The following is an 18,070-nucleotide window of genomic DNA, read 5'->3' on the forward strand; positions in this document are numbered from 1 at the left end:
GATCAGGCGACGATGACCGCGTCGAATGAGCCGGCCGCCAGCGTATTCGCGGCGAGCCGCGGAGTCAGCGTGACTTGGAAGCTGTCGAACGTCTTGTTCGAGACGAACCACGTGGCATCCTGGCCCGGGTTGATCAAGACGCCGTAATTCGCCGGCAGGTTCGCCGAGGTCGGCAATTGAACCGTCGTCGTGACGGCCGCGCCAGCGCCGCCGCCGGCTACGTTTGCGATGCCTGGAATCGAGCCGAGAATTGCGCGATCCTGATGCGCGGGCGTCGCGCCATCCGGCGATTCGATGGTGTGCTGAAGGATGCTCATTCGGTTTCTCCGGTGGAGGATTTGATGTCGGGATCGTCGACTTCCTTCGCGCCCTGCGCGGCCTTCATCGCAATCTGCATGTCGGCGTAGGTCAGGTCGGCCCAGCGCGACTTCAGCGGCTCAAGGCCCTTTTGTGCTCGGTACTCATTCGGCGTGCAGGCATTGTTCTGGTATTCCGTCTTGAAGATCGTCGCGATCATCTGTTCGTCTTCGCGATCAAGCCCGTCGAACTGGAAGCGCAGGTTCGTGAGGCCGTGCCGTGCCCATAGCACATCGCGATTGATGTGCGACTGCACGCGCAGCGCCATCGGCTTGATGGCTGAATTCCAGTCGCGGTCCTCGGCCGTCTCCGCGGTGTTGCGGTTCACGTCCCGCTCGATGCCCATGCCCTGCGGCGACAACTGAAAGCCTGTTGCGATCTCTCGGATCAGGAATTCTTGCCATTTCAAGTAGAGCGCGTCGTCGGTGCCGGCGTGCAGCCGAATCACTTCTGGCTTAACTGGGCCGCCTATGATCGGTGTCTGCCCTTGGCCTTCGATTTCGTTGCGCCAGTAGGCGCGAAAGGTCAGGATCTCGTCCTGATTCGCAACCTGGCCAGGGTAGATCAGGTTTTGCGGTTGGGCATTACTTGCGGCATTCGAGGCATAACGGCCGACGCCGAGTTTCCACGAGATCGAGTCGTACGCGATTTCGAGCGGACCGTATCCGTACGGCGTCTCCGTCGACGGATTCAGCCGCATGTAGATGATCTCCTCGGCGCGCAGTTGCTTTGCGTTCACTTCGGATAGGATCGAGCCGCCCGTATAGCCGAGCGCTTGCAGGAAGCGGATTGACTTCGGGTTGCCGTCCCATTTCACTACAGGGCGAATCGTCGTCGCGTCGACCGGCCATAGCCAGATCGGTCGCGCGGAATCTGGAGAGACTGCCTGCTCGAGCGTGCCAGCGCCAGTTACGAGCGCATCTTCGATCCACTGCTCAAGCAACGTGGTGAAGCTGTCCGATTCATTGGGGCTGTCGAGGCACTTGGCGACGACCTCGGCCTGTTGTTTCGACGCGCGCGCGCCGTTTTCGGTAACGATCTGCCATGGCAGCGTCGAGATCGCATCCTTGATCCGGTTGATCGCTCGGCGCGCGTAGACGGTGCGGCTGAAGTACCGTAGGTTCGTCGGCGTAGGCTTCGGCGTGCCCAGTGTCCGATTCTGGCCCATCAAACTGATGAGCTTCGGATACGCAAGGGACTCGCGCTCCGGCTGATACCGCCGCCGCGCGGCCCATAGCCGAATGTCTGTCAGAAGTCCCATGCGTTAAGCGAAATAGGTTCGCTTCTCGGCGAGAAGCTTGTTGAAAGCGCGGCTCAACGCGTCGACCTGGTCGTCATGCATGCCGAACGGGAACATCGCCATTTCATCCTTCAGATCCTTGTTCCATGGCGCGCGTAGCATCACAACGTTCCCAGCTTCGACCTGCGCGGCAAATGGTTTCGCACGTACGACTTTGCTGCCTGTCTCTGGAGTGAACTCGACGTCGTAGCCGGCAAGCAACTGTGTAAGGCGCAGCGCTTGCGAGACACCAGCCTGCCCCGGATCTTTCGGGCCGCTGATGGCGACTTCGTGACCGTCCTGCGCCGCGGTATTGCTCAGCGCGAGTTCGACATCGAGCGGCGAACCTCGGAAGCGATTGACGTCTGCGATGACGAAGCGCCCATCCTCAGTGCGTCCGAGCAGTGCGCCAACAGTCCAGTCGGGTCGCTTTCCTGGCTCCGGGACGGTCGCCGCAAAGTCCCATCCGCGCGCCCATCGCACACCAACCGGAAGTGCCTCGATAATTCCGAGCTTTTCGGTCTTGAATGTTCCGCCGCCGGGCGGCGCGGGGCTCTGCTGAAGCTGCGCTGCCGCGTCGTAGCTGCCGAGGGTGGTCTTGAGATCGGCGATTTCCTGCGCGCCAAACATCTCAGGCCACAGCAGGTCGCCTTCTTGCGTACGTGGGTCTTCGAAGCCGATACAGGTGACACATCGACGCTTCGATTCATACTCGGCCGGGAGAATCAGTTTTTCCCACCCGCCTTGTTCGATCGCCCACCCCGCAGGGTCATCCTCATGGACGCGCTGCATGATGAGCACTTGTGCGAACGTCGCAGGATCGACGCCGCGAGTGGACATCGCCCGCATGTGCGATAGGGCCTGCGCTCGCATCGCGGGGGATTCCGCGTCATTCGCACGTATCAAGTCGTCATTCACGACACAGTGCACGCGCTCGCCCGTACCGACGCCGCCGACTGACGTGTTGACGCGAAAGCCCTGGCGATCGTTGGCCACGTAGGGATCGGTCGCCTTCATCAATGAGAAGACGCGGCCGAAATGCCTCTGAAACCATGGGCTGTCGATCAGCGCGCGCATCCGGTTGCCGTCGCGCACGGACAGATGCGATGAGTAGCTACCGAATAGCCAGCGATAGTGCGGTTGCCTGATCCAGTGCCAAGTCGGCCAAAACACGCAGACCGACAGCGACTTCATGTGGCCCGGCGGGACGTTGATCAGCAACTTCCTGATTTGGCCGCTCGACACGGCCTCCAGGTGCTCGGCGATCGCGTCGACGTGCCAACCGTGCCGATAGGTCGTCTCAGGTTCTAGCACCGGCCACGCTTGCCGGATGAATTCACTCAGGCTGCGTCGCGCCTTCTCAGCGCGGATCGCCTCCAGCCCCGGCAGGCGAGCCAAGCTTTGCGGCGAGAGCCTCGAGGTTCGAGAGTTCATCGTCGCTCAGGTTCGAAAGGTCGGAGGGCGCGCCCAAGGCCGGCGCTGCGTCGCGCGCTCGCTTGTTCATGTCGTCGACGGTGTCCTTATTGGCGCGCAACAAGTTGATCGCGATTTCGCTCGATTCGTTAGCCATCCGCGTGAGGACTGCGACTCCCTTGAGGGCCGCGACGCTCTTCTCGTCATTGAGCGGCGTCGCGTCGTCGATCTCAGCCACCTTGTTGTGCGCGATACCGGACAGTCGATGCGCCGTCGCCGCGCCGAACCGAGCAGCCCCAGCCAGATGATCGGAGATCGCTTTCAGGTCATCCGCAAGTGAACGCGCCGCCAACTGTTCAGAAACGTTCAGAAACGAAAGGGCGCGTTCTGTATCAACTATTTGTTTCGCAACGCTTTTTATCGTTTCTGTGCGTTTAGAAAAGCGGGCGGAAATCGCCGCCTTGCTGACGCCATACTCACGTGCGAGCGAGGCTGCTGATTCACCGGCAAGCAACCGCTTTCCGATCGCCTCCCACTGAGCGTCGGTCAGTTTCGATGGTCTTGCCATGGTGATTCGAGGTCGAGGTTGCCGCCGCCCAGCGCCGCTCAAAATCCCGCGTTGCACGGGCAAAGGCGTGAGTGGCCACGTGACTGTCGGCGGCTGCCGTGGATTTCAGGGCTCTCACGGCCTACCCATGCGAATACAAAGCGCCCGGCGCGCGGCCGGGCGAATCGAAAATCGCTCAGTTCCCGAAATTCAGGAACGCAAACTCTCCAAATAGATCTCTAGCCTTAGCGTCATAGGCGCGTGCGGCGTCGGTAGCATCATGGAAGTAGCCAAGAAATAGACGCCTTCCGGTATCGCGGATCTGCGCCTTCCACTTGCCGACCTGCTTGTTCCATGTGACGCCCTTAAATCCAGATGCGTTGTCCTTGCGGAGCGACTGATTCACAGCATTCTGCAATGGTGTGGCTTGCCGAAGATTTCCACGCCGATTGTCCAACTTGTTCCGATTGCGGTGGTCGGGAAGCATTCCTGGCGAGCACTCAATTAGCAATTGATGCATGCGCCTGGCTTGACCATGGATCAAAGCAGCCGGGTACCCATTATCGAGATACCAGCTATAGCGCGATAGCACTTCAAAGTCCATGTCGTCGACAGTGGCGAATTGACCGCGCCGCCCTACAGGAATTTGCTTCATGCAAGCCTCGCTCAAAGGCCGCTCGGGTAGGGGACTTGGCGACCGGACGAGCGATCCGGGCTTCGGGTGCCCCCTAGCCAAGCCAGAAAAACAAAAGCCCGCGCTGACTTGAGGCCAGGCGGGCGAATCCACGTCATCGGAAACGTGAAGGAGACACTGTTCAGCCGATCGGCCGCAGATATTCGACGCGCTCGACCGCCGCAATGCCAGCGTCCGAGAAGTGCGGATCATGGACCATCGCGCCTTTGCTGTAGATCACCGCGTGATGCACGCCGCGCGGTGATAGCCCCGTGGCGACGTAGAACTCGGGTAGATCTTCGACCGGGTGGCCGTGAATTCGGACGCGCTCTAACCCGTGCGCCTTGGCGAGCCACTCATCTATGCGCTCGTACCATTCGCTACGACCGAACATGTCCTCGAACGGCGGCACCATCCAGAGCGGCAGTTCGAGCAGCGACGCGTAGGCGGCCGCGAGGCAGTTGCCGTTGTGGATGCCGTCCGGCGCGTAAAGCTTGGTCTGTTTGACTGGGATCATTTTCCGGTGCTCTCGTTTTCGAGCATCTCCTGATCGAGTCCGCTGCACGAAACCATGTGGCCACCCGGAATCAGCCGATTTGCCTCGATCTCGCAGGCGAGCACGTCGCGCGCCCACGCCATGGCCTTAGCGCCATGCTGACGACAGGTACCGGTCTCGCTGAATTCGAATCCGTCGACGGTAATTTCGACGCCGCGCGACGTGTATTCGATCGTGACGCGGCCGAACTTCTCCAGATCCGAATAGTCGAGATCGGCCGGCTTGAGGATCATTCCGTGCATTGAAGCGCCTATTGGAAAACCATCAGCGAGCCCGCCAACCCGTTCGCCGCATGGGCGCGCTTGGCCAGCCATGCCGGCAGTCTGCGGGTTTGCTGATGGTTCTAGGTCAATGACGCGTCGCGAAGGCCGCTTGTGCCGCTTCTTCCGGCGTCAGGCCGAATAGGTAGAGGTCGAGTAGGTAGCCGTACATCCGGTCGCTCGGGCGATATGGCGGCGTCACGAAGCCGTCGGCGACGGCGTAGTCGAATGCTACGCGTGTCCACTCTTCGATCTTGGCGAGTTCCGCCGGCGATAGGTCTTCGGCCAGCATCTCGACGCTCCGAATGCAAAAAGCCCGCGCGGCATAACCAGGCGGGCTTTAAATACAATTTCGACGTGTATCGAATAATGCTGATTATTGGGTGCGAAACACACAGTGTCAAGTGGTTTCTTAGGATTTCAACAAACCGATCTCATCGAAACGCTGTTCGAGCACCGACCAGATCGGGGCCTCGATTCCGCTTTCCCCAACCTTCTTGTTTCCTTCGATCCACCGGCGCACCGCAACGTGATGGGCACTAACCGTGTTGATGTGGGCATCGCATTCTTGCGCGATCTGCTTGAGGTCGCACTTCACGCCGAACACCTTCTCGACGATCGAGCGCCGCACCCGGTAGTGAGAGAAGCCGGAGCAATAGGAGCGCGAGATCTCCGTCATATAAGCAATCGCTGACTGCCATTCGACATTCGGCCGACGATGGGAGCAGCACGGCGCACCGCATGAGCATGCTGTGTCACGCAGCGCTGCGCGCGCGACGATAACCGCTAGTTGCAGGTCCTTCAGTTCCCACAGCTCCCGCCGGATGATTCCAGCCTGGCCGGCGCCGTCGTTTCCGATAAGTCCCATTCCATTCCCTGTCGATTCACCCCGTAGACGCTTGGCCATGAGGCTTTCCCCATATTGCTGAGACGAGTAGGCCAGGGCAAACCGAACCGCGTCAAATGCTGATTTAAATCCGATCTCGTTCACTTGGGCTCCTCGAGGGTGTATAGCTTGCAGCGCTTTGTTTCTTCGATGCGCAGCGCAGCAGGGCGCATCCTTTTCTTGCAGGCGACCTCCGGGCCGCCGAACGGTGATTTGAGAAGGAGCGTGCACCCCTTGCAGGTGCCGCGCTCGCGTTGGATCAGGATTTCGAGCGGGTCTTTATTGCGCTCATGCCGCGGGTCGCCGTAGCGTTCGACGTGGCGCCTCAAGCGTCCTCCTCACCGGTGACGCCGAGGAACCGGTATTCGACGCAGCCGGGCTCCGGCTGCTCGAAGCCCTGCGCCACGTCCCAATCGGTGACGGGCGGCGGGTCGCGCGAGATGATGAGCCTGACCATCTCTTTTTCGGTTAGCGGCTTCTCTCCCAGCAAATGCGCGCAGAAGCGCTCGGCCCGATCACGCGATACCCCGCCGATCGTTGTCCCTAGAACCATGTCCTCTCGAATTTCGGCATAGGTTCTTGGCCGAGCCCAGTCAGGATCGGGTGCCCATGGCACGTTCTGTATGGGCGCAGCGGCGTGGACAAAGATTGGCGCGCGCCAACGCGCGAGCAGTTGTTTGAGCCAGCGAATCATCGGAGCACCTCCAACAACCCCCGTTCGGCGAGAGCGATATAGGTCTTGGCGACCATCTCGAACTCGAAGGCGCGCCGATCGGCCTTCGGCATCTTGCCGCCCTGATCGAGCAGCGCGTGGCAGCCGCGCACGCCGGGACGATCGGCGCACAGGGCCGCCAAGGCCGCGTCCGACGCCTTTAGGGCACCGCCCTTGCCGAAGTTCATGTGGGCCGCCTGCGTGTGCCCCTCGATACCGCACTGCATGCAGGGCAACATGACGACGGCGCGCCGCAGGGTTTCGGATCGATAGGTGAGCGATTTCGGGAACACGACGCGCGCAGTCATAGCAATGCCGCCCTCACGATTAGGTACAAGCCGAAGACCTCACCAACGCTAAATTTCGGCTCCAGAAGAAAGGCGCCGACGGCAAGCAAGAGACCTCCGGCGATTCCTTCAATGATGAATTCACGTGGGGTTTTCATTGCTCGAACTCGCAAAGGATCGACTCGACCATCTGCTCGCCGCGCTCCCCGCCCAGATGCGGCCAAAGGAACCTGTATGCCTGGGGAGTGCGCAAGAACGCCTTCACGCTTTCGTGCACCTCGTGGAATTCGGCGTCGTCGAGCGCTTCGTAGGAGATCGAGCGCGGCAGCGCAACGAGTTCGCCGCCCGGCCCCGGCACGAAGTCCACATGGCCGGCACCGACTTCAAGCCATTTGCGCATGCGCTCGGGATCGGTGAAGACTTCCTGGCACTTGAAGAACGCCGTCAGCATGACGAAGTGCAGGCGGTGGAAGCGCTCGCTGCGCGGGATCCGGAACTCGAACGACAACGTCTGCCCAGGCTGGAGCTTGCCGAGCTTGCTGCGGAACCGCGCGTAGGCGCGCTCGTTCTTTTCGTCGAGGCCCGCGAGCTTGCCGCGCTCGTCGATGCGGAGGATGACTTTGCTCATGCCGCTTCCTCGCAGGTCTGACGCCAATCTTCGATTTCCATAGGCTGGCGGAAAACGCGACCTGTTGGAGCGGTGAGAGACGGGGTCACGAGCCCCGCGGCCGTCGCGAAACGATTTGCCATCTTCCGCCCCGAGCGTGCGCCTTGCGGTCGGAACGGCTTGGGCGCATCCGGGCGTCCATCGGCCAATCCAATCATCGGCGTCCACTTTCCCTGATGCACTGGAGGCACATACCCGGCAGTCCTCAGATTGTTTCCGTATGCCTGTCTCAGCTTGTGGACGGCCGATTGGCTGATTCCGAGCGCGCCGGCGATCTGCGCTTGCGTAAGTGCGCCGCGGCTCTCAAGCAACAATCGAAGCCTCTCCCAACCAGGATGGTGATGTTCCACGCCGCATCTCGGCCGCTTGAGTCCTTGACAGGCGGCCTGCTTGTGAATGGATTCCTTCGTATGAGGGGCGAGACGAGCGACGATCTCGCGAATTGGCGTTGTCGTTGGGTATAGCTCGTAGAGCAATCGGATTTCAGTGGTTTCCCACTGTTGGCGGCCGTCACGCTTCAAGCCGAGGCTGTTGGCTTGCGCGCGGATCGCTGGCCGGGTGCGTCGCGGCAATGAGGCGAGCAGTTCATCCCACGAACCGCTCGCGTACATAGCGCGCAGAACTTCGTTCTCCGCCGGCGCCCAAGCAGGTCCAGTTCGACCGTTCTTGTTCATGCTGCCTCCATATCGAGCGCGCGCACGATCACATCTACACGCGGCGTCGTCGCATAGCGCTTTTGCAGGGTGATGTCCGTGATGCGCGCGTCGTCGACGTACACCACGCCGTTCATGCCGTCCTTCAGTGCCTTGAGAATGTTGTCGGCGTCCGGCTTCTTCGTTGCGCCGACGAGGCCGGTTCGAGCCTTATCCTGCTTCTTCTTCGACCAGCTTTGCGGGATCGGCAGGTAGATGGCCACCACCAGCGATACGGGCCCGTCGAGCAGCCCAGCGCCGGCCATTGCCTCCTGCGCGGCGAGCCGCACGAGATTCTCGTAGCGGACCGTCTCCTTTAGCGTGTAGGCGCGCACGAAGCCGCCCTGGCGCGCGAACTTGGCTCGTCCCTTTGCAACTGGATCTCCCGGTACCGTGAATACGATCTGCATTACGCTGCCTCCGAGCGCGCGCCGCGCGCTGTAGCAAGTTCCTTTTCGAGCTGAGCGATCCGCTCGTCCTGCGCTTTAACTTCGGTCCATAGGCGCAGCGCGAGCGCGTCGGTCATGCTCGCGATCCATTGAGCCTCGCGCTTGCACATGAAGGCGCGCAACTCTTCGGGGCTTTGGTCCGCGATCCAGGTCATGCGGCACCTCCGAGAAGACGCGCCGGATCCGCGCGCATCGACGTGACACCGAGAAGAGGTTTGTTTGAGCCACCGGCGAGGACCGCCCGCGCCGTGGTAGCGTCGCCGATCAGCATCGGTGCCGCACAGCCGAATCCCTCTTTGCTGTTTGCCGCCTCGGCGATGCCGATCAACACCGGCAAGTAATCCGGCGTCTCGCTGCGCATCCGATAGCCACGGTACCGGTTGACGAACTCATTGCGGACAAAAGGCCATTCGTTCTCGTCCTTCGCGCCGAGGGGAACCCATCCGCCCATGTCCGTTACGACCCGATGGATGACCGGATCGTCGAAGACCACACTGCGATAGGTGCCCACCTCGCGCACCGCGCGATCGACCTTCGACCATGCGACGAGTGCCGCGTCCTGCGTTGAGCCGGCGAGCATCCGCACGACGTCGGCCGGCTTGGGCAGGTATTGCCCGCTGTCCGGGTTGACGCAGTGCCGGTTGAGTGCGTCGGCGACCGCGGCGAAGTCGTAGGGCAGCATGGCCTCCCACCAAACACGCCCGGCGAATTCCGAAAAATCGCTTTTGTAGAACGCGTACACGTCGGCGATCAGCGCGAAAAACTCAGGTCTGTCGGATGCAATCACGATCCCTCCCGGGCGAGTCGTTCGGCGATTTGGCGGTTCTTAGCCTCGAGTTGCTCCTGCTTGTTCGGGCGCGTGCGCTGGCCGGCTAGGGTCTGGCACGTGGCTTTGAGAAATGAGGCGGCATCAGCCGGGCGTTCAACGACGGCGGTGCGCACGGCATCGATGACGATCTGGTCGCCGTAGTCCTTCACGAGCTTGCCCACGTAGCTTCCGCATTGCGCTTTGGGCATGCCTGCCTGCATGAGCAGGGACTTGCCGGCAGCCCATAGCTCGTCCTTGGTGAGTTGCTCGGCGCTCTTCTCAGCCGACGAATTGCCAGACGCGCCAGCGTCCGTACCGTCAGGTACGGAATGGTTTATAGAATCTCCCTCTCCCTCTCTATGTCCCTCTCCCTCTCCCTCTCTATTGGAGCCCGTTTCCCCGCCTTGTCCATTTCCAGTCCCTGAGTTGTCCCTAGGGACAGGTAGCCTTTGTCCCGAGGGACAACCTTGGGACATCCATTCTTCGAAGGTGGGACGTGGGATGGTTGTCCCGTTCCGGTCGTTGTGCTTTTTGATGCGCGCGCATTCCGTGCGCCACTTTTGATCGAGCTTTGAATCCCACGCTTGCATGGCTTTCTCGGCCACAGTGGGGTTATAAAGCCGGCCATCGGAGCATTTGATCCAGCCATGCAGCACGTCCTTGCGGAGTTTGTCCCACTTGACCGGATCGCACATGGCGAGATCGGCGAGAACGTCATCGTCGTCCTCGAGCGAGCCGGTGGGAACGTCATGCCACGAGGCCGTCCATAGATTGATCATGTAGAAGGCGAGCGCAGGGGTTCGCTTTGCCTTCAGCCACGCCTTACTGCGACGCAGACGCTGGACGTCGAGTGGCATGAATGGAAAATCCCGCAGATCGCAATCTGCGGGAGTCAGCGGTGACGGCAGTTCGCTCAAGCCGCCTCCAGTGTGTCAAAGAGCGACGGCATGCTGTACTCGCGCTCGGCCGAGCGCAGGTAATGCACGGAGTCCATGAAGTAGCCGGGGTTGAGTTCGGATCCGGCGCCGCAGCGCTTCTTCAAGATCGCGCGGTATGGGACCGTGCCGATGCCACAGAACGGGTCATAGACAAGCTCGTCGGGGTTGCTGTAGCGCTCAATCAGCCGGTCAACGATGTCGAATTGGAGCGGGCATACGTGCTTCTCGACGGCACGTTTCGCTTGATCGCCGTTGAGCGTCAGCATGCGCGTGATGTCGTGCCAGATGTTCGCGTCATGCGAGCCAGGCGAAAGGCTCATGAACTTCGTAGGCAGCCGGCCGGACGCCTGAAGTTCCTCGCCAATGCGAACGTGGAACTCGTAGTCGTAGACGTTTTCGAGACTAAACTTCGTGAAGAGGCTGGCCAGGTTGTCCGGGCCGAGGGCGGCGAGTTCCTCTGCCGTCACGAGCCGATTCCCGCTCGAGCGCCAGAACGCATGCGCATCGATTTGCCACTTCGCAAGACTGTATTCATCCTTCGATTTCCGCACTGGGACATCGGCGTAGCCCTTGGATCGATCGGACTGCGGCTTGTGGAAGAGAAGGACGTATTCCGGCGACCCGACCCCCATCTTCGAACCGTCCTTGCACATCTCGCTGTACGAAAGGCGGTAGGTCTGGTTGTTCTCGCGGACGACGTCTGTGTTGATCGTGATCATTCCGCAGTAGTCGAAGCCGTGTTTCATGCCGTGAAAGAGTGCTTCGGCGTGAAACGGGCTAACAGTCGGGATGCCGGCACCGGTGACGTTGCCGAACAGGATCCGATCCTTGACGTGGCATGCGTAGATGCGACCTGGCTTCAGGATTCGCAGCAGTTGCGGCGTCAGGAAATCCATCTGCTGCCAGAAGTGATCGTTGTTTTCCGTATGCCCGAAGTCGTTGTAGCTCGGCGAGTATTCGTAATGGTTCGCGAACGGTATCGACGTGACGATCAAGTCGACGTGGTTGTCTGGCAGCCGACGAGCCTCTTCGACGCAATCGTTGTTCGCCACACTGAAGCGATCGCTCGACACCTCGATGCGTTCGACACCGATCGAGCGCGCGAGCGTCTGCTGCATAGCGAGCTGGTTGAGGCCGTACTCTCGAATGATCTGGCTCATCTTTTCGGTCATCTGGTTGTGCTGTTGCCACTTGGCGAGCAGCGTGCGCAACGTTTCCTGCTCGGCCTCGGTGTAGACGATGTCGATCCGCACGCGGTGCTTTTGCAGAAAACGTTGCACGCGGTGGATCGCCTGGATGAAGTCGCGGAATTTGAATCCGATGCCGGCGAAGATTTCCCAGTGGCAATACCGCTGGAAGTTACAGCCGGCACCGGCCAGAATCGGCTTGGTCGAAAGACGTTGGGAGCGCCCGTGACTGAAATCGACGATGCGTTGCTCGCGTATTTCGAGATCTTGCGTGCCCCACACGCTTATGGCGTCCGGAATTGCGCGTTGGATTGCATGCCGCTCATCTTCGAGGTCGTGCCAGACGATGACGTGATCGTCCGGCCGCTCCGAGACGAGTTCGGCGACCTTAGCGACGCGCGCATCGAGGCTGCGTCGCTTTTCGCCGGCCGCGCCGGACAGGCCCATAGCCAGATCGGGGATCAGCAGTCCTTGCCCATCGCGCTCTACGCCGGCCGCCTCATAGTCGCTCGGGATCTCGTGGTAGCGGATGTCGAGTTCGGGAAGCTCGTACCCGTCGTCGGAATATCCGAGGTCACTGGGGCGTTGCAGGAAGACGGCCCAGCTCGACACCCACAGCCAGAATTCCTTCTCCTTGTGCGGATAGAGCGTGAGGTTCCCGGCCTTCTCGCTATCGCGCTGAAAGAACCGCGTAAGCGCTTGGCCGGTGTCCATCACGCCCAGGAACCCGGCATAGTGGATCAGTTCCTTGAAGCGGTTTGGGCTAGGAGTGGCCGAGCAAACGAATTTGAACTCGACGCCATCGAACAACGGCAAGAATTCCTGGTAGGTCTTCGAACCGAAACTACGCAGCACATCTGCTTCATCGAGGCTTGCAGCGCGGAATAGTGAAGGCGTGAGCTTTCCCTCGCGCACCGACTCGTAGTTCGTAAAGTAGATCTCACGCTCATCGCCGATCTCGGTGTCCGAACGAATGAACCGGGCCCGGACGCAAAACTCGCCGGCGAAGCGCTCTTCGATCTCTTGAAAGAATTCTTGCCGGACGCCGAGCGGCATGACCTGCAGGCGAAGGCCCGGACGGTGAATGCCGATCAGCCGATGCAACTCTATCTGCGTCGCGGTTTTGTGCAGACCGAACGAGGCGAAGACCGCGCGCCGCCCACCTTGCGTCGCCCAGCGGACGATGTCGCGCGTATGGGGCTTCAGGTGTGGGTTGATCTCCTCCGGCGTAACGTCGAAGCCGTGGTAGCTCGCCATCCGGATCTTCTGGCGCAGGAAGTCGGCGTAGTCGGGCGCGCTCATGCCGCGTCTTCCTCGGAAAAAAGGCGCGGCTGAACGGCGCCATTTGCATAAACGACGTCGAGCACTACGTCGCCCGTCGGTTCGTCGCCTTCCCAGCCTTGCGGCCAGGTTTCGAACGCAATTAGTTCGCGGATGCGATCCTCTTCCTCGGCGTTGATCAGATCGATCGGCGCCCGTCCGAGCGCGGCACCGATACGATTGCATTCGGCCTGGACTGACAGGATTCGATCGAGTGCCATGAGGCGCGCTTCGAAGGTCAGCGGCCCGAGGCGTTGTGGGTTCTTGGCGTAGCTGCCGTCTTTCAGCAATTCACGGCCGGGCTTGCGCAAACGATGCTGGGGCTCGCGTAGTTCTCGCCATAGGGGTTTGATGCCGCGCAGCGGCGCAAGGTAGGCCCATTGCGGGGTTGCGAGTACCGTCTCGAGCGCTTTCTCTTCTTGCGCGAGCGGACATCCGATGCACCCAGTGCGCGCATTGATTTCTTCCGCCTCATCGCCACCGTAGGCGTCGGCGATCGCAGCGGTCGACCAGTCGCCGAACTCCCCTTGAGGGGCCCAATGGCGAAGCCATTCCCACACGTGACAGACGCGCCAGTGCAGCAACGGAGCTAGTGTCGCGATGCGGCCACGCAAGCCGCGGGCGTTGGGCAAAATCTGCTGATACCATCCCTGGCCGCATTCGGCGCCGTCCTTCCCGCAGCTCATTTCGATGCGGCGATCACGGATCGCACTCTCGCCCTGGCGCACGCCGGTGATCATGAGAATGTTTCCGTCGATGCCATCGAGGCGCTGACGGAGCGCCTCCTCCATCGGATCGATCTTGATCTGGCGCGTGCACCAACGAAGCGTGTTGTTGTTCGGCGGCGGCACGCCGCGGCCTAGGATGTAGACCATAAAGCGCTTGTCGAGCGGCGCGCGGACGATCTCGACGGCGATACCGCGTTCGCGAATCTCGTCGATGATCATCTGTGCCGAGATGGCCAGTGGCGGAAGCTCTTGGCGCGTGTCGGCGTAAAAGACGGTTAGCGAGCGCGGCGCGGCGATTTTTCCGCTATCGATCAGCCAGCAGATCATCGTGAGCGTGGCCGAACTGTCCTTGCCGCCGGACCATGCGATGCCCCAGTGATCATGTGATGGTCCATAGGCCTGCATCGACTGGATCGTCAGTTCGATCGACTCGGTCATCTGCAGGCGTTGCGCGCCGGCCGCCAGGAAATCCAATTGCGCCGACATGATCAATCCCCACGACGGATAGAACGGAGCGCCGCCATGAATGCGGCGCTAATCGGCCCACGTTCCTCGACATAGCGCCAGAAGCGATACCGATTGCGGAAGGTGCGCTGTCTCAGCGCTTGCCCGCAAATCGCGAGTTTTTCGATACCAGAGAGCTTCATCCCGTCACCTCGCTTTTCGATTTCTGCTTCTTCAACCGCTCAAGAAGGAAAAGGTTTTTGTCCGACAGCGCGAGCCCATCGCACGGGTCGTCGACATAGACGAATAGGAACTGCTCGTCCTGCTTGCCGACGAACTGCACTTCGCGGCCGGACGGCGCGACAAATCGTTTGCCTGCGTCGCGCGCGCTCAAACTCATGCCACCGCCATTTGCTGTGCGAACGCCTGCTGCACGTACTCGCCGATGACCTGCGCGCTAGCGCGCTTGTATTCGGCGCGCGCCTTCTCTTCTGCAAGCTCCAGCCACTGCCGCGGGTAGTCGCAACCAGCGAACATGCAAAAGAGAAAGAGGCGGTGGTGATCGAGTCGACGATTGCCGGCCATGTACTCGGCGAAGTGCGGGTAATGGATGCCGCAGTTGCGCGCGAGCGTCTTGCGATCGAAGCGACGAAGGCCGAACTCGAGCGCCTTCCCCAAACACTGCTCAAAGGTCATGGCCTCAATGTCGGCCTTGGGTAAGCGCGCCGCCTCGACGTAAGGCGCGAAGATCCTGATTTCTTGTTGTTTCATGGCTGTCGCGATAGTGAAAAATGATCGAACCCCGTATGAGTCCCACCTAGAATCCCCAGTTGAAAAGGGGGCCAAATAAAGCGTCCAGAAGGACGCCGATCGAACAACTACGAGAACCGCTATGCCTGCCTACTTCACCGCTGGACGCTCATCGAGCCCGAGCTTCCTTCGTCTTCCGTGCGGGACCACCTCCACCTTTTCGCTTCGATTCGTCTTCAACCGAACCAACAGGGGCTTGTGCATCGTCCGATGCCCTCACTCGATCTATAAGATCCGCAAGGAAGAGATCAGGGCGCAGGAGCTTCACGTCTGCCGGGATGCCGCGAAATTTCCAGTTGTGGACGCGTTGTGCGCCGCCCTTTTCTGGGTAGCCGAGGAGTCGTGCAACTTCGGATGCGCCGCCAAGGCGTTCGATCAGTTGCCAGTCCTGGTGTGGGGTGGTGTCGTTCGTGTCCATGGCGTAATTAAACACCATGTTTAGATGGAATGCAAACACGACGTGTATCAACAAGGCGTTTACTCGCGAGAGAATCGCGGCATGGAAAAAGTGATGCACGAAACAGCCCGGCGACTTTTCGATGGCGCCAAAAAAGTGCGGTCGGACATCAAGACGCCCGCAGACCTAGCGCGCGCGCTCAATCAGAGCGAACAGACCATCAACAACTGGGCATACCGCGGAAATGGCGTTTCGAAGCAGGGGCGCCTGCTTGCTCAGAAGGAATTAGGGATCAGTGCCACATGGATAGAGGACGGCATTGGCGAGATGCTTACCGCTGAGCACAAAACACGCGCAAGTGATGCATCAATTACAGGCCCTGACGAGTCTCTTATTAAGCGTTTGCTTCCAGATGGACAAGGTAACGTCCTGACGTGGGAGCGGCCAGAAGACCTGGAGGAGGACGAGGACAGAGTCTGGATCGACCGCTACGACTATCGTTTTTCGGCGGGGTCCGGTTTGATGCAGTGGGAAGTAAGGCAAAAGAAGGCGCTCCCCTTCGACGCGGGCTTCTTCAAGGCACTCGGCGTCCGCCCGCAGGACTGCCGCCTCGCGCAAGTGCACGGCCGTAGCATGGAGCCGTACCTGTTTCACCGCGACATGATGATGATCTGCACGACCAAGGCGCAGATCCGCGATGGCTTGATCTACGCGGTCTACTTTGAGGATGAGCAACTCGTCAAGCAAATATTCAAAGAACCGAATGGGGGGTTGCGCCTGCACTCATACAATCCTGAGTTCCCAGACCGCATATTAATGGGTGAGCAACTCGAAGCGCTTCACGTTGCCGGCGAGGTGATCTATCGCTCCGGGTCTGGGCTGGCGGGCGGCAACTAGAGGGGCAGAGATGGCAGAGGCAACCAAATCGACGATCTTTACCAAAGCGCTCGCGATAGCCATTATCGGCACGCCAATATTGCTCTATCTCCAACTCCACGACAGTAGTCGTCAGCGATCCGCCGATCTTCCGGTTGGCTCTTTGCAGGTAACGACAACCGCCGGATACGCGTGTCCCACCCGCGATCTTCTAGATCACGCAGCCAGTGACGGCGCCGCAGCGCTCGTATCGAACGGAGGTTCGTGCTTCATGATGCCACCTGGCATCAAAGTACGCATCGCCACTGCCGACTCCACTATTGTCCAGTTCCAGCTAGATAGTTCTCCGAGCGGCGGGTTGATGTGGACTTCAGCTCGATCGTTCTCGCATTAGCGATCATTCCCCAATAGCCGACCAATGTGCCCGCCTCGAGCGGGCTTTTTTGCGTCCGCGAACATCCAGCGACGCGCTCAACAAAAATATAAACACGGTGTTTGACATTCGCATAAACATGGTGTTTAATTGCCTCCATCGCAGCACCGAACACCCCCCCCGGAGACCACCATGAACCGCAACAGCAAACAAGACTGGACCGTAGGCCAAACCGTCCGTGTCGGCTTCATGAGCTTGGTTGTGGTGGCGGGGCTCGAAGCGACCGGGGACGGCAACCCGGGCGCTTACATCCTGACGAGCGGCACGCAGCTCTATTCGTTCGTGCCGCACAACGGCGTGAGCAAGATCACCGACGAACAGGCCGTCGAGATGTGCGAAGAATCGAAGCGCATCTCGGCTGCGCGTGCGGCGCGCGCCCAAGCGCAGGTTGCTCGAGTGTCGGCGAATGCATCTGTTTGCGCACGCCTGAAAGCGATTGCCGCATAACTCTGTTCGTAGCGCTCAGCTTGAGGGTTGAGCAGTGCGAATAGCACGAAGCACTTTGCGCAACGGCGCGCCGATCCGGTGACAGCGGAACGGGTTCTTTAACAACGTATCGATCGAGTCGCATCAGCGCTGGCGCTTCCTTGGCCTGCTGTTCCCTTAAACCTGTCTGCGTCGCACGCTCAAAGACGGTCGAGGCGAAGCGCTAGCGCTGATGGAGCATTCGATCGATGCAATGGCGGATGAATAGGCGAAAGCCCTGCCCCTGGCCGCGACGGCAGAAGTAAAAGTCGCGAAATGCCCGACAGATGATTGGGTTCCGAAAGGCGCGTAAGTCGATCGCGAGGTAATCGGCAAAAACATGCGGTAGCTGGAGCCGGCTCGGCCGGGTGTAGCCAGCGCCGCATGCAAGCAACATCCATCGCGGTAAGCGCATTCGACGAGTGCATTTACCGGGACTGGATGACCTCTTCGTCCAAGACGGTCCCATTAAATGTCCACGGACGGACGAGTACCTGCTGTAAGAGGTGGGCAAGTTGGCGCCCCTCAGCCGTAAGCGGAAAGCCAGAGTAAGAGAGCGACGGCCGCTATAACGCCGCTCCGGTGAGATGCCGGACGCATCCAAGAATGCCGACGCAAAGTACGGTGACGACAAAGTAGTGCGAAGGCTCTCGCAAGAGTAGGCCCGGTAGCGCGAAACCTCTAGGTATCCGAAACGCTGAGCGCATGCCGAGATCCGAAGGCACTGCGGCGAGCCGGGGAAGGGCCGGCACGAACCCATAGGCGATGCGCCGTAGCACCCACGTAGACGTTGCAGACGTGGGCGTCTAGCCGACGGACGGGTCGTCGGCCACCTGCCGAAGATGGTGAACACACTCGGCTGCGGGACGCGAGTAACCCACAACGA

At 60.4% G+C, this 18,070-nt stretch carries 26 protein-coding genes; 2 read left to right on the forward strand and 24 right to left on the reverse strand.

Annotation, left to right across the window (positions count from 1 at the left end; translation table 11 throughout):
* Positions 1-2 precede the first annotated feature (2 nt).
* The 24 genes from ACTHN9_RS20365 to ACTHN9_RS20480 all read right to left on the reverse strand — a co-directional run bounded on the left by ACTHN9_RS20365 (position 3) and on the right by ACTHN9_RS20480 (position 15,485).
* The gene (locus ACTHN9_RS20365) at positions 3-317 is read right to left on the reverse strand and encodes a hypothetical protein (RefSeq protein WP_440538582.1); all 315 of its coding nucleotides are present in this window, start codon (positions 315-317) and stop codon (positions 3-5) included.
* A complete protein-coding gene (locus ACTHN9_RS20370; protein WP_440538583.1) occupies positions 314-1,618 on the reverse strand; it encodes a phage portal protein in 1,305 nt (434 codons plus the stop codon). Before ACTHN9_RS20370 ends, ACTHN9_RS20365 begins: the two co-directional genes overlap by 4 nt.
* 3 nt (positions 1,619-1,621) lie before the next feature.
* Positions 1,622-2,731, reverse strand: a complete 1,110-nt coding sequence (gene terL, locus ACTHN9_RS20375) for a phage terminase large subunit (protein ID WP_440538584.1) — start codon at positions 2,729-2,731, stop codon at positions 1,622-1,624.
* 265 nt (positions 2,732-2,996) lie between these two features.
* The gene (locus tag ACTHN9_RS20380; protein ID WP_440538585.1) at positions 2,997-3,617 is read right to left on the reverse strand and encodes a helix-turn-helix domain-containing protein; all 621 of its coding nucleotides are present in this window, start codon (positions 3,615-3,617) and stop codon (positions 2,997-2,999) included.
* Between the two features lie 175 nt (positions 3,618-3,792).
* Positions 3,793-4,251: an HNH endonuclease gene (locus ACTHN9_RS20385; protein WP_440538586.1), complete on the reverse strand. Its 459-nt coding sequence runs from the start codon at positions 4,249-4,251 to the stop codon at positions 3,793-3,795.
* A gap of 160 nt (positions 4,252-4,411) precedes the next feature.
* Positions 4,412-4,786, reverse strand: coding sequence for a hypothetical protein (locus tag ACTHN9_RS20390; protein ID WP_440538587.1), 375 nt, complete (start codon positions 4,784-4,786; stop codon positions 4,412-4,414).
* Positions 4,783-5,067: a phage capsid protein gene (locus ACTHN9_RS20395; protein ID WP_440538588.1), complete on the reverse strand. Its 285-nt coding sequence runs from the start codon at positions 5,065-5,067 to the stop codon at positions 4,783-4,785. Before ACTHN9_RS20395 ends, ACTHN9_RS20390 begins: the two co-directional genes overlap by 4 nt.
* Before the next feature lie 106 nt (positions 5,068-5,173).
* On the reverse strand, positions 5,174-5,377 hold the full coding sequence (locus ACTHN9_RS20400; RefSeq protein ID WP_440538589.1) for a hypothetical protein: 204 nt from the start codon (positions 5,375-5,377) through the stop codon (positions 5,174-5,176).
* 120 nt (positions 5,378-5,497) lie between these two features.
* Entirely contained in the window at positions 5,498-6,076 is a 579-nt protein-coding gene (locus tag ACTHN9_RS20405; protein WP_440538590.1) for a DNA-binding protein, read from the reverse strand.
* Positions 6,073-6,300, reverse strand: a complete 228-nt coding sequence (locus ACTHN9_RS20410; RefSeq protein WP_440538591.1) for a hypothetical protein — start codon at positions 6,298-6,300, stop codon at positions 6,073-6,075. The genes ACTHN9_RS20405 and ACTHN9_RS20410 overlap by 4 nt, the downstream gene beginning before the upstream one ends.
* Entirely contained in the window at positions 6,297-6,665 is a 369-nt protein-coding gene (locus ACTHN9_RS20415; RefSeq protein WP_440538592.1) for a hypothetical protein, read from the reverse strand. The genes ACTHN9_RS20410 and ACTHN9_RS20415 overlap by 4 nt, the downstream gene beginning before the upstream one ends.
* Complete coding sequence (locus tag ACTHN9_RS20420; protein WP_440538593.1) at positions 6,662-6,991, reverse strand: hypothetical protein; 330 nt, start codon at positions 6,989-6,991, stop codon at positions 6,662-6,664. The genes ACTHN9_RS20415 and ACTHN9_RS20420 overlap by 4 nt, the downstream gene beginning before the upstream one ends.
* On the reverse strand, positions 6,988-7,128 hold the full coding sequence (locus ACTHN9_RS20425) for a hypothetical protein (RefSeq protein WP_440538594.1): 141 nt from the start codon (positions 7,126-7,128) through the stop codon (positions 6,988-6,990). Before ACTHN9_RS20425 ends, ACTHN9_RS20420 begins: the two co-directional genes overlap by 4 nt.
* Entirely contained in the window at positions 7,125-7,598 is a 474-nt protein-coding gene (locus tag ACTHN9_RS20430) for a DUF1367 family protein (RefSeq protein ID WP_440538595.1), read from the reverse strand. Before ACTHN9_RS20430 ends, ACTHN9_RS20425 begins: the two co-directional genes overlap by 4 nt.
* Positions 7,595-8,311: a helix-turn-helix domain-containing protein gene (locus ACTHN9_RS20435; RefSeq protein WP_440538596.1), complete on the reverse strand. Its 717-nt coding sequence runs from the start codon at positions 8,309-8,311 to the stop codon at positions 7,595-7,597. Before ACTHN9_RS20435 ends, ACTHN9_RS20430 begins: the two co-directional genes overlap by 4 nt.
* Entirely contained in the window at positions 8,308-8,739 is a 432-nt protein-coding gene (locus ACTHN9_RS20440) for a RusA family crossover junction endodeoxyribonuclease (protein WP_440538597.1), read from the reverse strand. Before ACTHN9_RS20440 ends, ACTHN9_RS20435 begins: the two co-directional genes overlap by 4 nt.
* The gene (locus ACTHN9_RS20445) at positions 8,739-8,933 is read right to left on the reverse strand and encodes a hypothetical protein (protein WP_440538598.1); all 195 of its coding nucleotides are present in this window, start codon (positions 8,931-8,933) and stop codon (positions 8,739-8,741) included. Before ACTHN9_RS20445 ends, ACTHN9_RS20440 begins: the two co-directional genes overlap by 1 nt.
* Positions 8,930-9,565, reverse strand: coding sequence for a DUF6475 domain-containing protein (locus ACTHN9_RS20450; RefSeq protein ID WP_440538599.1), 636 nt, complete (start codon positions 9,563-9,565; stop codon positions 8,930-8,932). Before ACTHN9_RS20450 ends, ACTHN9_RS20445 begins: the two co-directional genes overlap by 4 nt.
* Complete coding sequence (locus tag ACTHN9_RS20455) at positions 9,562-10,503, reverse strand: DUF1376 domain-containing protein (RefSeq protein ID WP_440538600.1); 942 nt, start codon at positions 10,501-10,503, stop codon at positions 9,562-9,564. The genes ACTHN9_RS20450 and ACTHN9_RS20455 overlap by 4 nt, the downstream gene beginning before the upstream one ends.
* The gene (locus ACTHN9_RS20460; protein ID WP_440538601.1) at positions 10,500-13,013 is read right to left on the reverse strand and encodes a DNA methyltransferase; all 2,514 of its coding nucleotides are present in this window, start codon (positions 13,011-13,013) and stop codon (positions 10,500-10,502) included. The genes ACTHN9_RS20455 and ACTHN9_RS20460 overlap by 4 nt, the downstream gene beginning before the upstream one ends.
* On the reverse strand, positions 13,010-14,245 hold the full coding sequence (locus ACTHN9_RS20465; RefSeq protein ID WP_440538602.1) for a phosphoadenosine phosphosulfate reductase domain-containing protein: 1,236 nt from the start codon (positions 14,243-14,245) through the stop codon (positions 13,010-13,012). Before ACTHN9_RS20465 ends, ACTHN9_RS20460 begins: the two co-directional genes overlap by 4 nt.
* Before the next feature lie 157 nt (positions 14,246-14,402).
* On the reverse strand, positions 14,403-14,603 hold the full coding sequence (locus ACTHN9_RS20470; protein ID WP_440538603.1) for a hypothetical protein: 201 nt from the start codon (positions 14,601-14,603) through the stop codon (positions 14,403-14,405).
* On the reverse strand, positions 14,600-14,974 hold the full coding sequence (locus ACTHN9_RS20475; RefSeq protein ID WP_440538604.1) for a hypothetical protein: 375 nt from the start codon (positions 14,972-14,974) through the stop codon (positions 14,600-14,602). Before ACTHN9_RS20475 ends, ACTHN9_RS20470 begins: the two co-directional genes overlap by 4 nt.
* Positions 14,975-15,122: 148 nt before the next feature.
* The gene (locus ACTHN9_RS20480) at positions 15,123-15,485 is read right to left on the reverse strand and encodes a hypothetical protein (protein ID WP_440538605.1); all 363 of its coding nucleotides are present in this window, start codon (positions 15,483-15,485) and stop codon (positions 15,123-15,125) included.
* Positions 15,486-15,512: 27 nt separating this feature from the next.
* On the opposite strand from ACTHN9_RS20480, the gene ACTHN9_RS20485 reads away from it, so the two are divergent.
* Together ACTHN9_RS20485 and ACTHN9_RS20490 are read left to right on the forward strand one after the other, a co-directional pair.
* Positions 15,513-16,307: a S24 family peptidase gene (locus tag ACTHN9_RS20485; protein ID WP_440538606.1), complete on the forward strand. Its 795-nt coding sequence runs from the start codon at positions 15,513-15,515 to the stop codon at positions 16,305-16,307.
* A 544-nt stretch (positions 16,308-16,851) separates the two neighbouring features.
* Positions 16,852-17,166 carry a hypothetical protein gene (locus tag ACTHN9_RS20490; protein ID WP_440538607.1) on the forward strand — a complete coding sequence of 105 codons (315 nt, stop codon included), beginning with the start codon at positions 16,852-16,854 and terminating at the stop codon, positions 17,164-17,166.
* Positions 17,167-18,070: the final 904 nt, after the last annotated feature.

This window comes from Trinickia sp., from assembly GCF_051953405.1.
In the GTDB taxonomy this organism is placed as follows: Bacteria; Pseudomonadota; Gammaproteobacteria; order Burkholderiales; family Burkholderiaceae; genus Trinickia.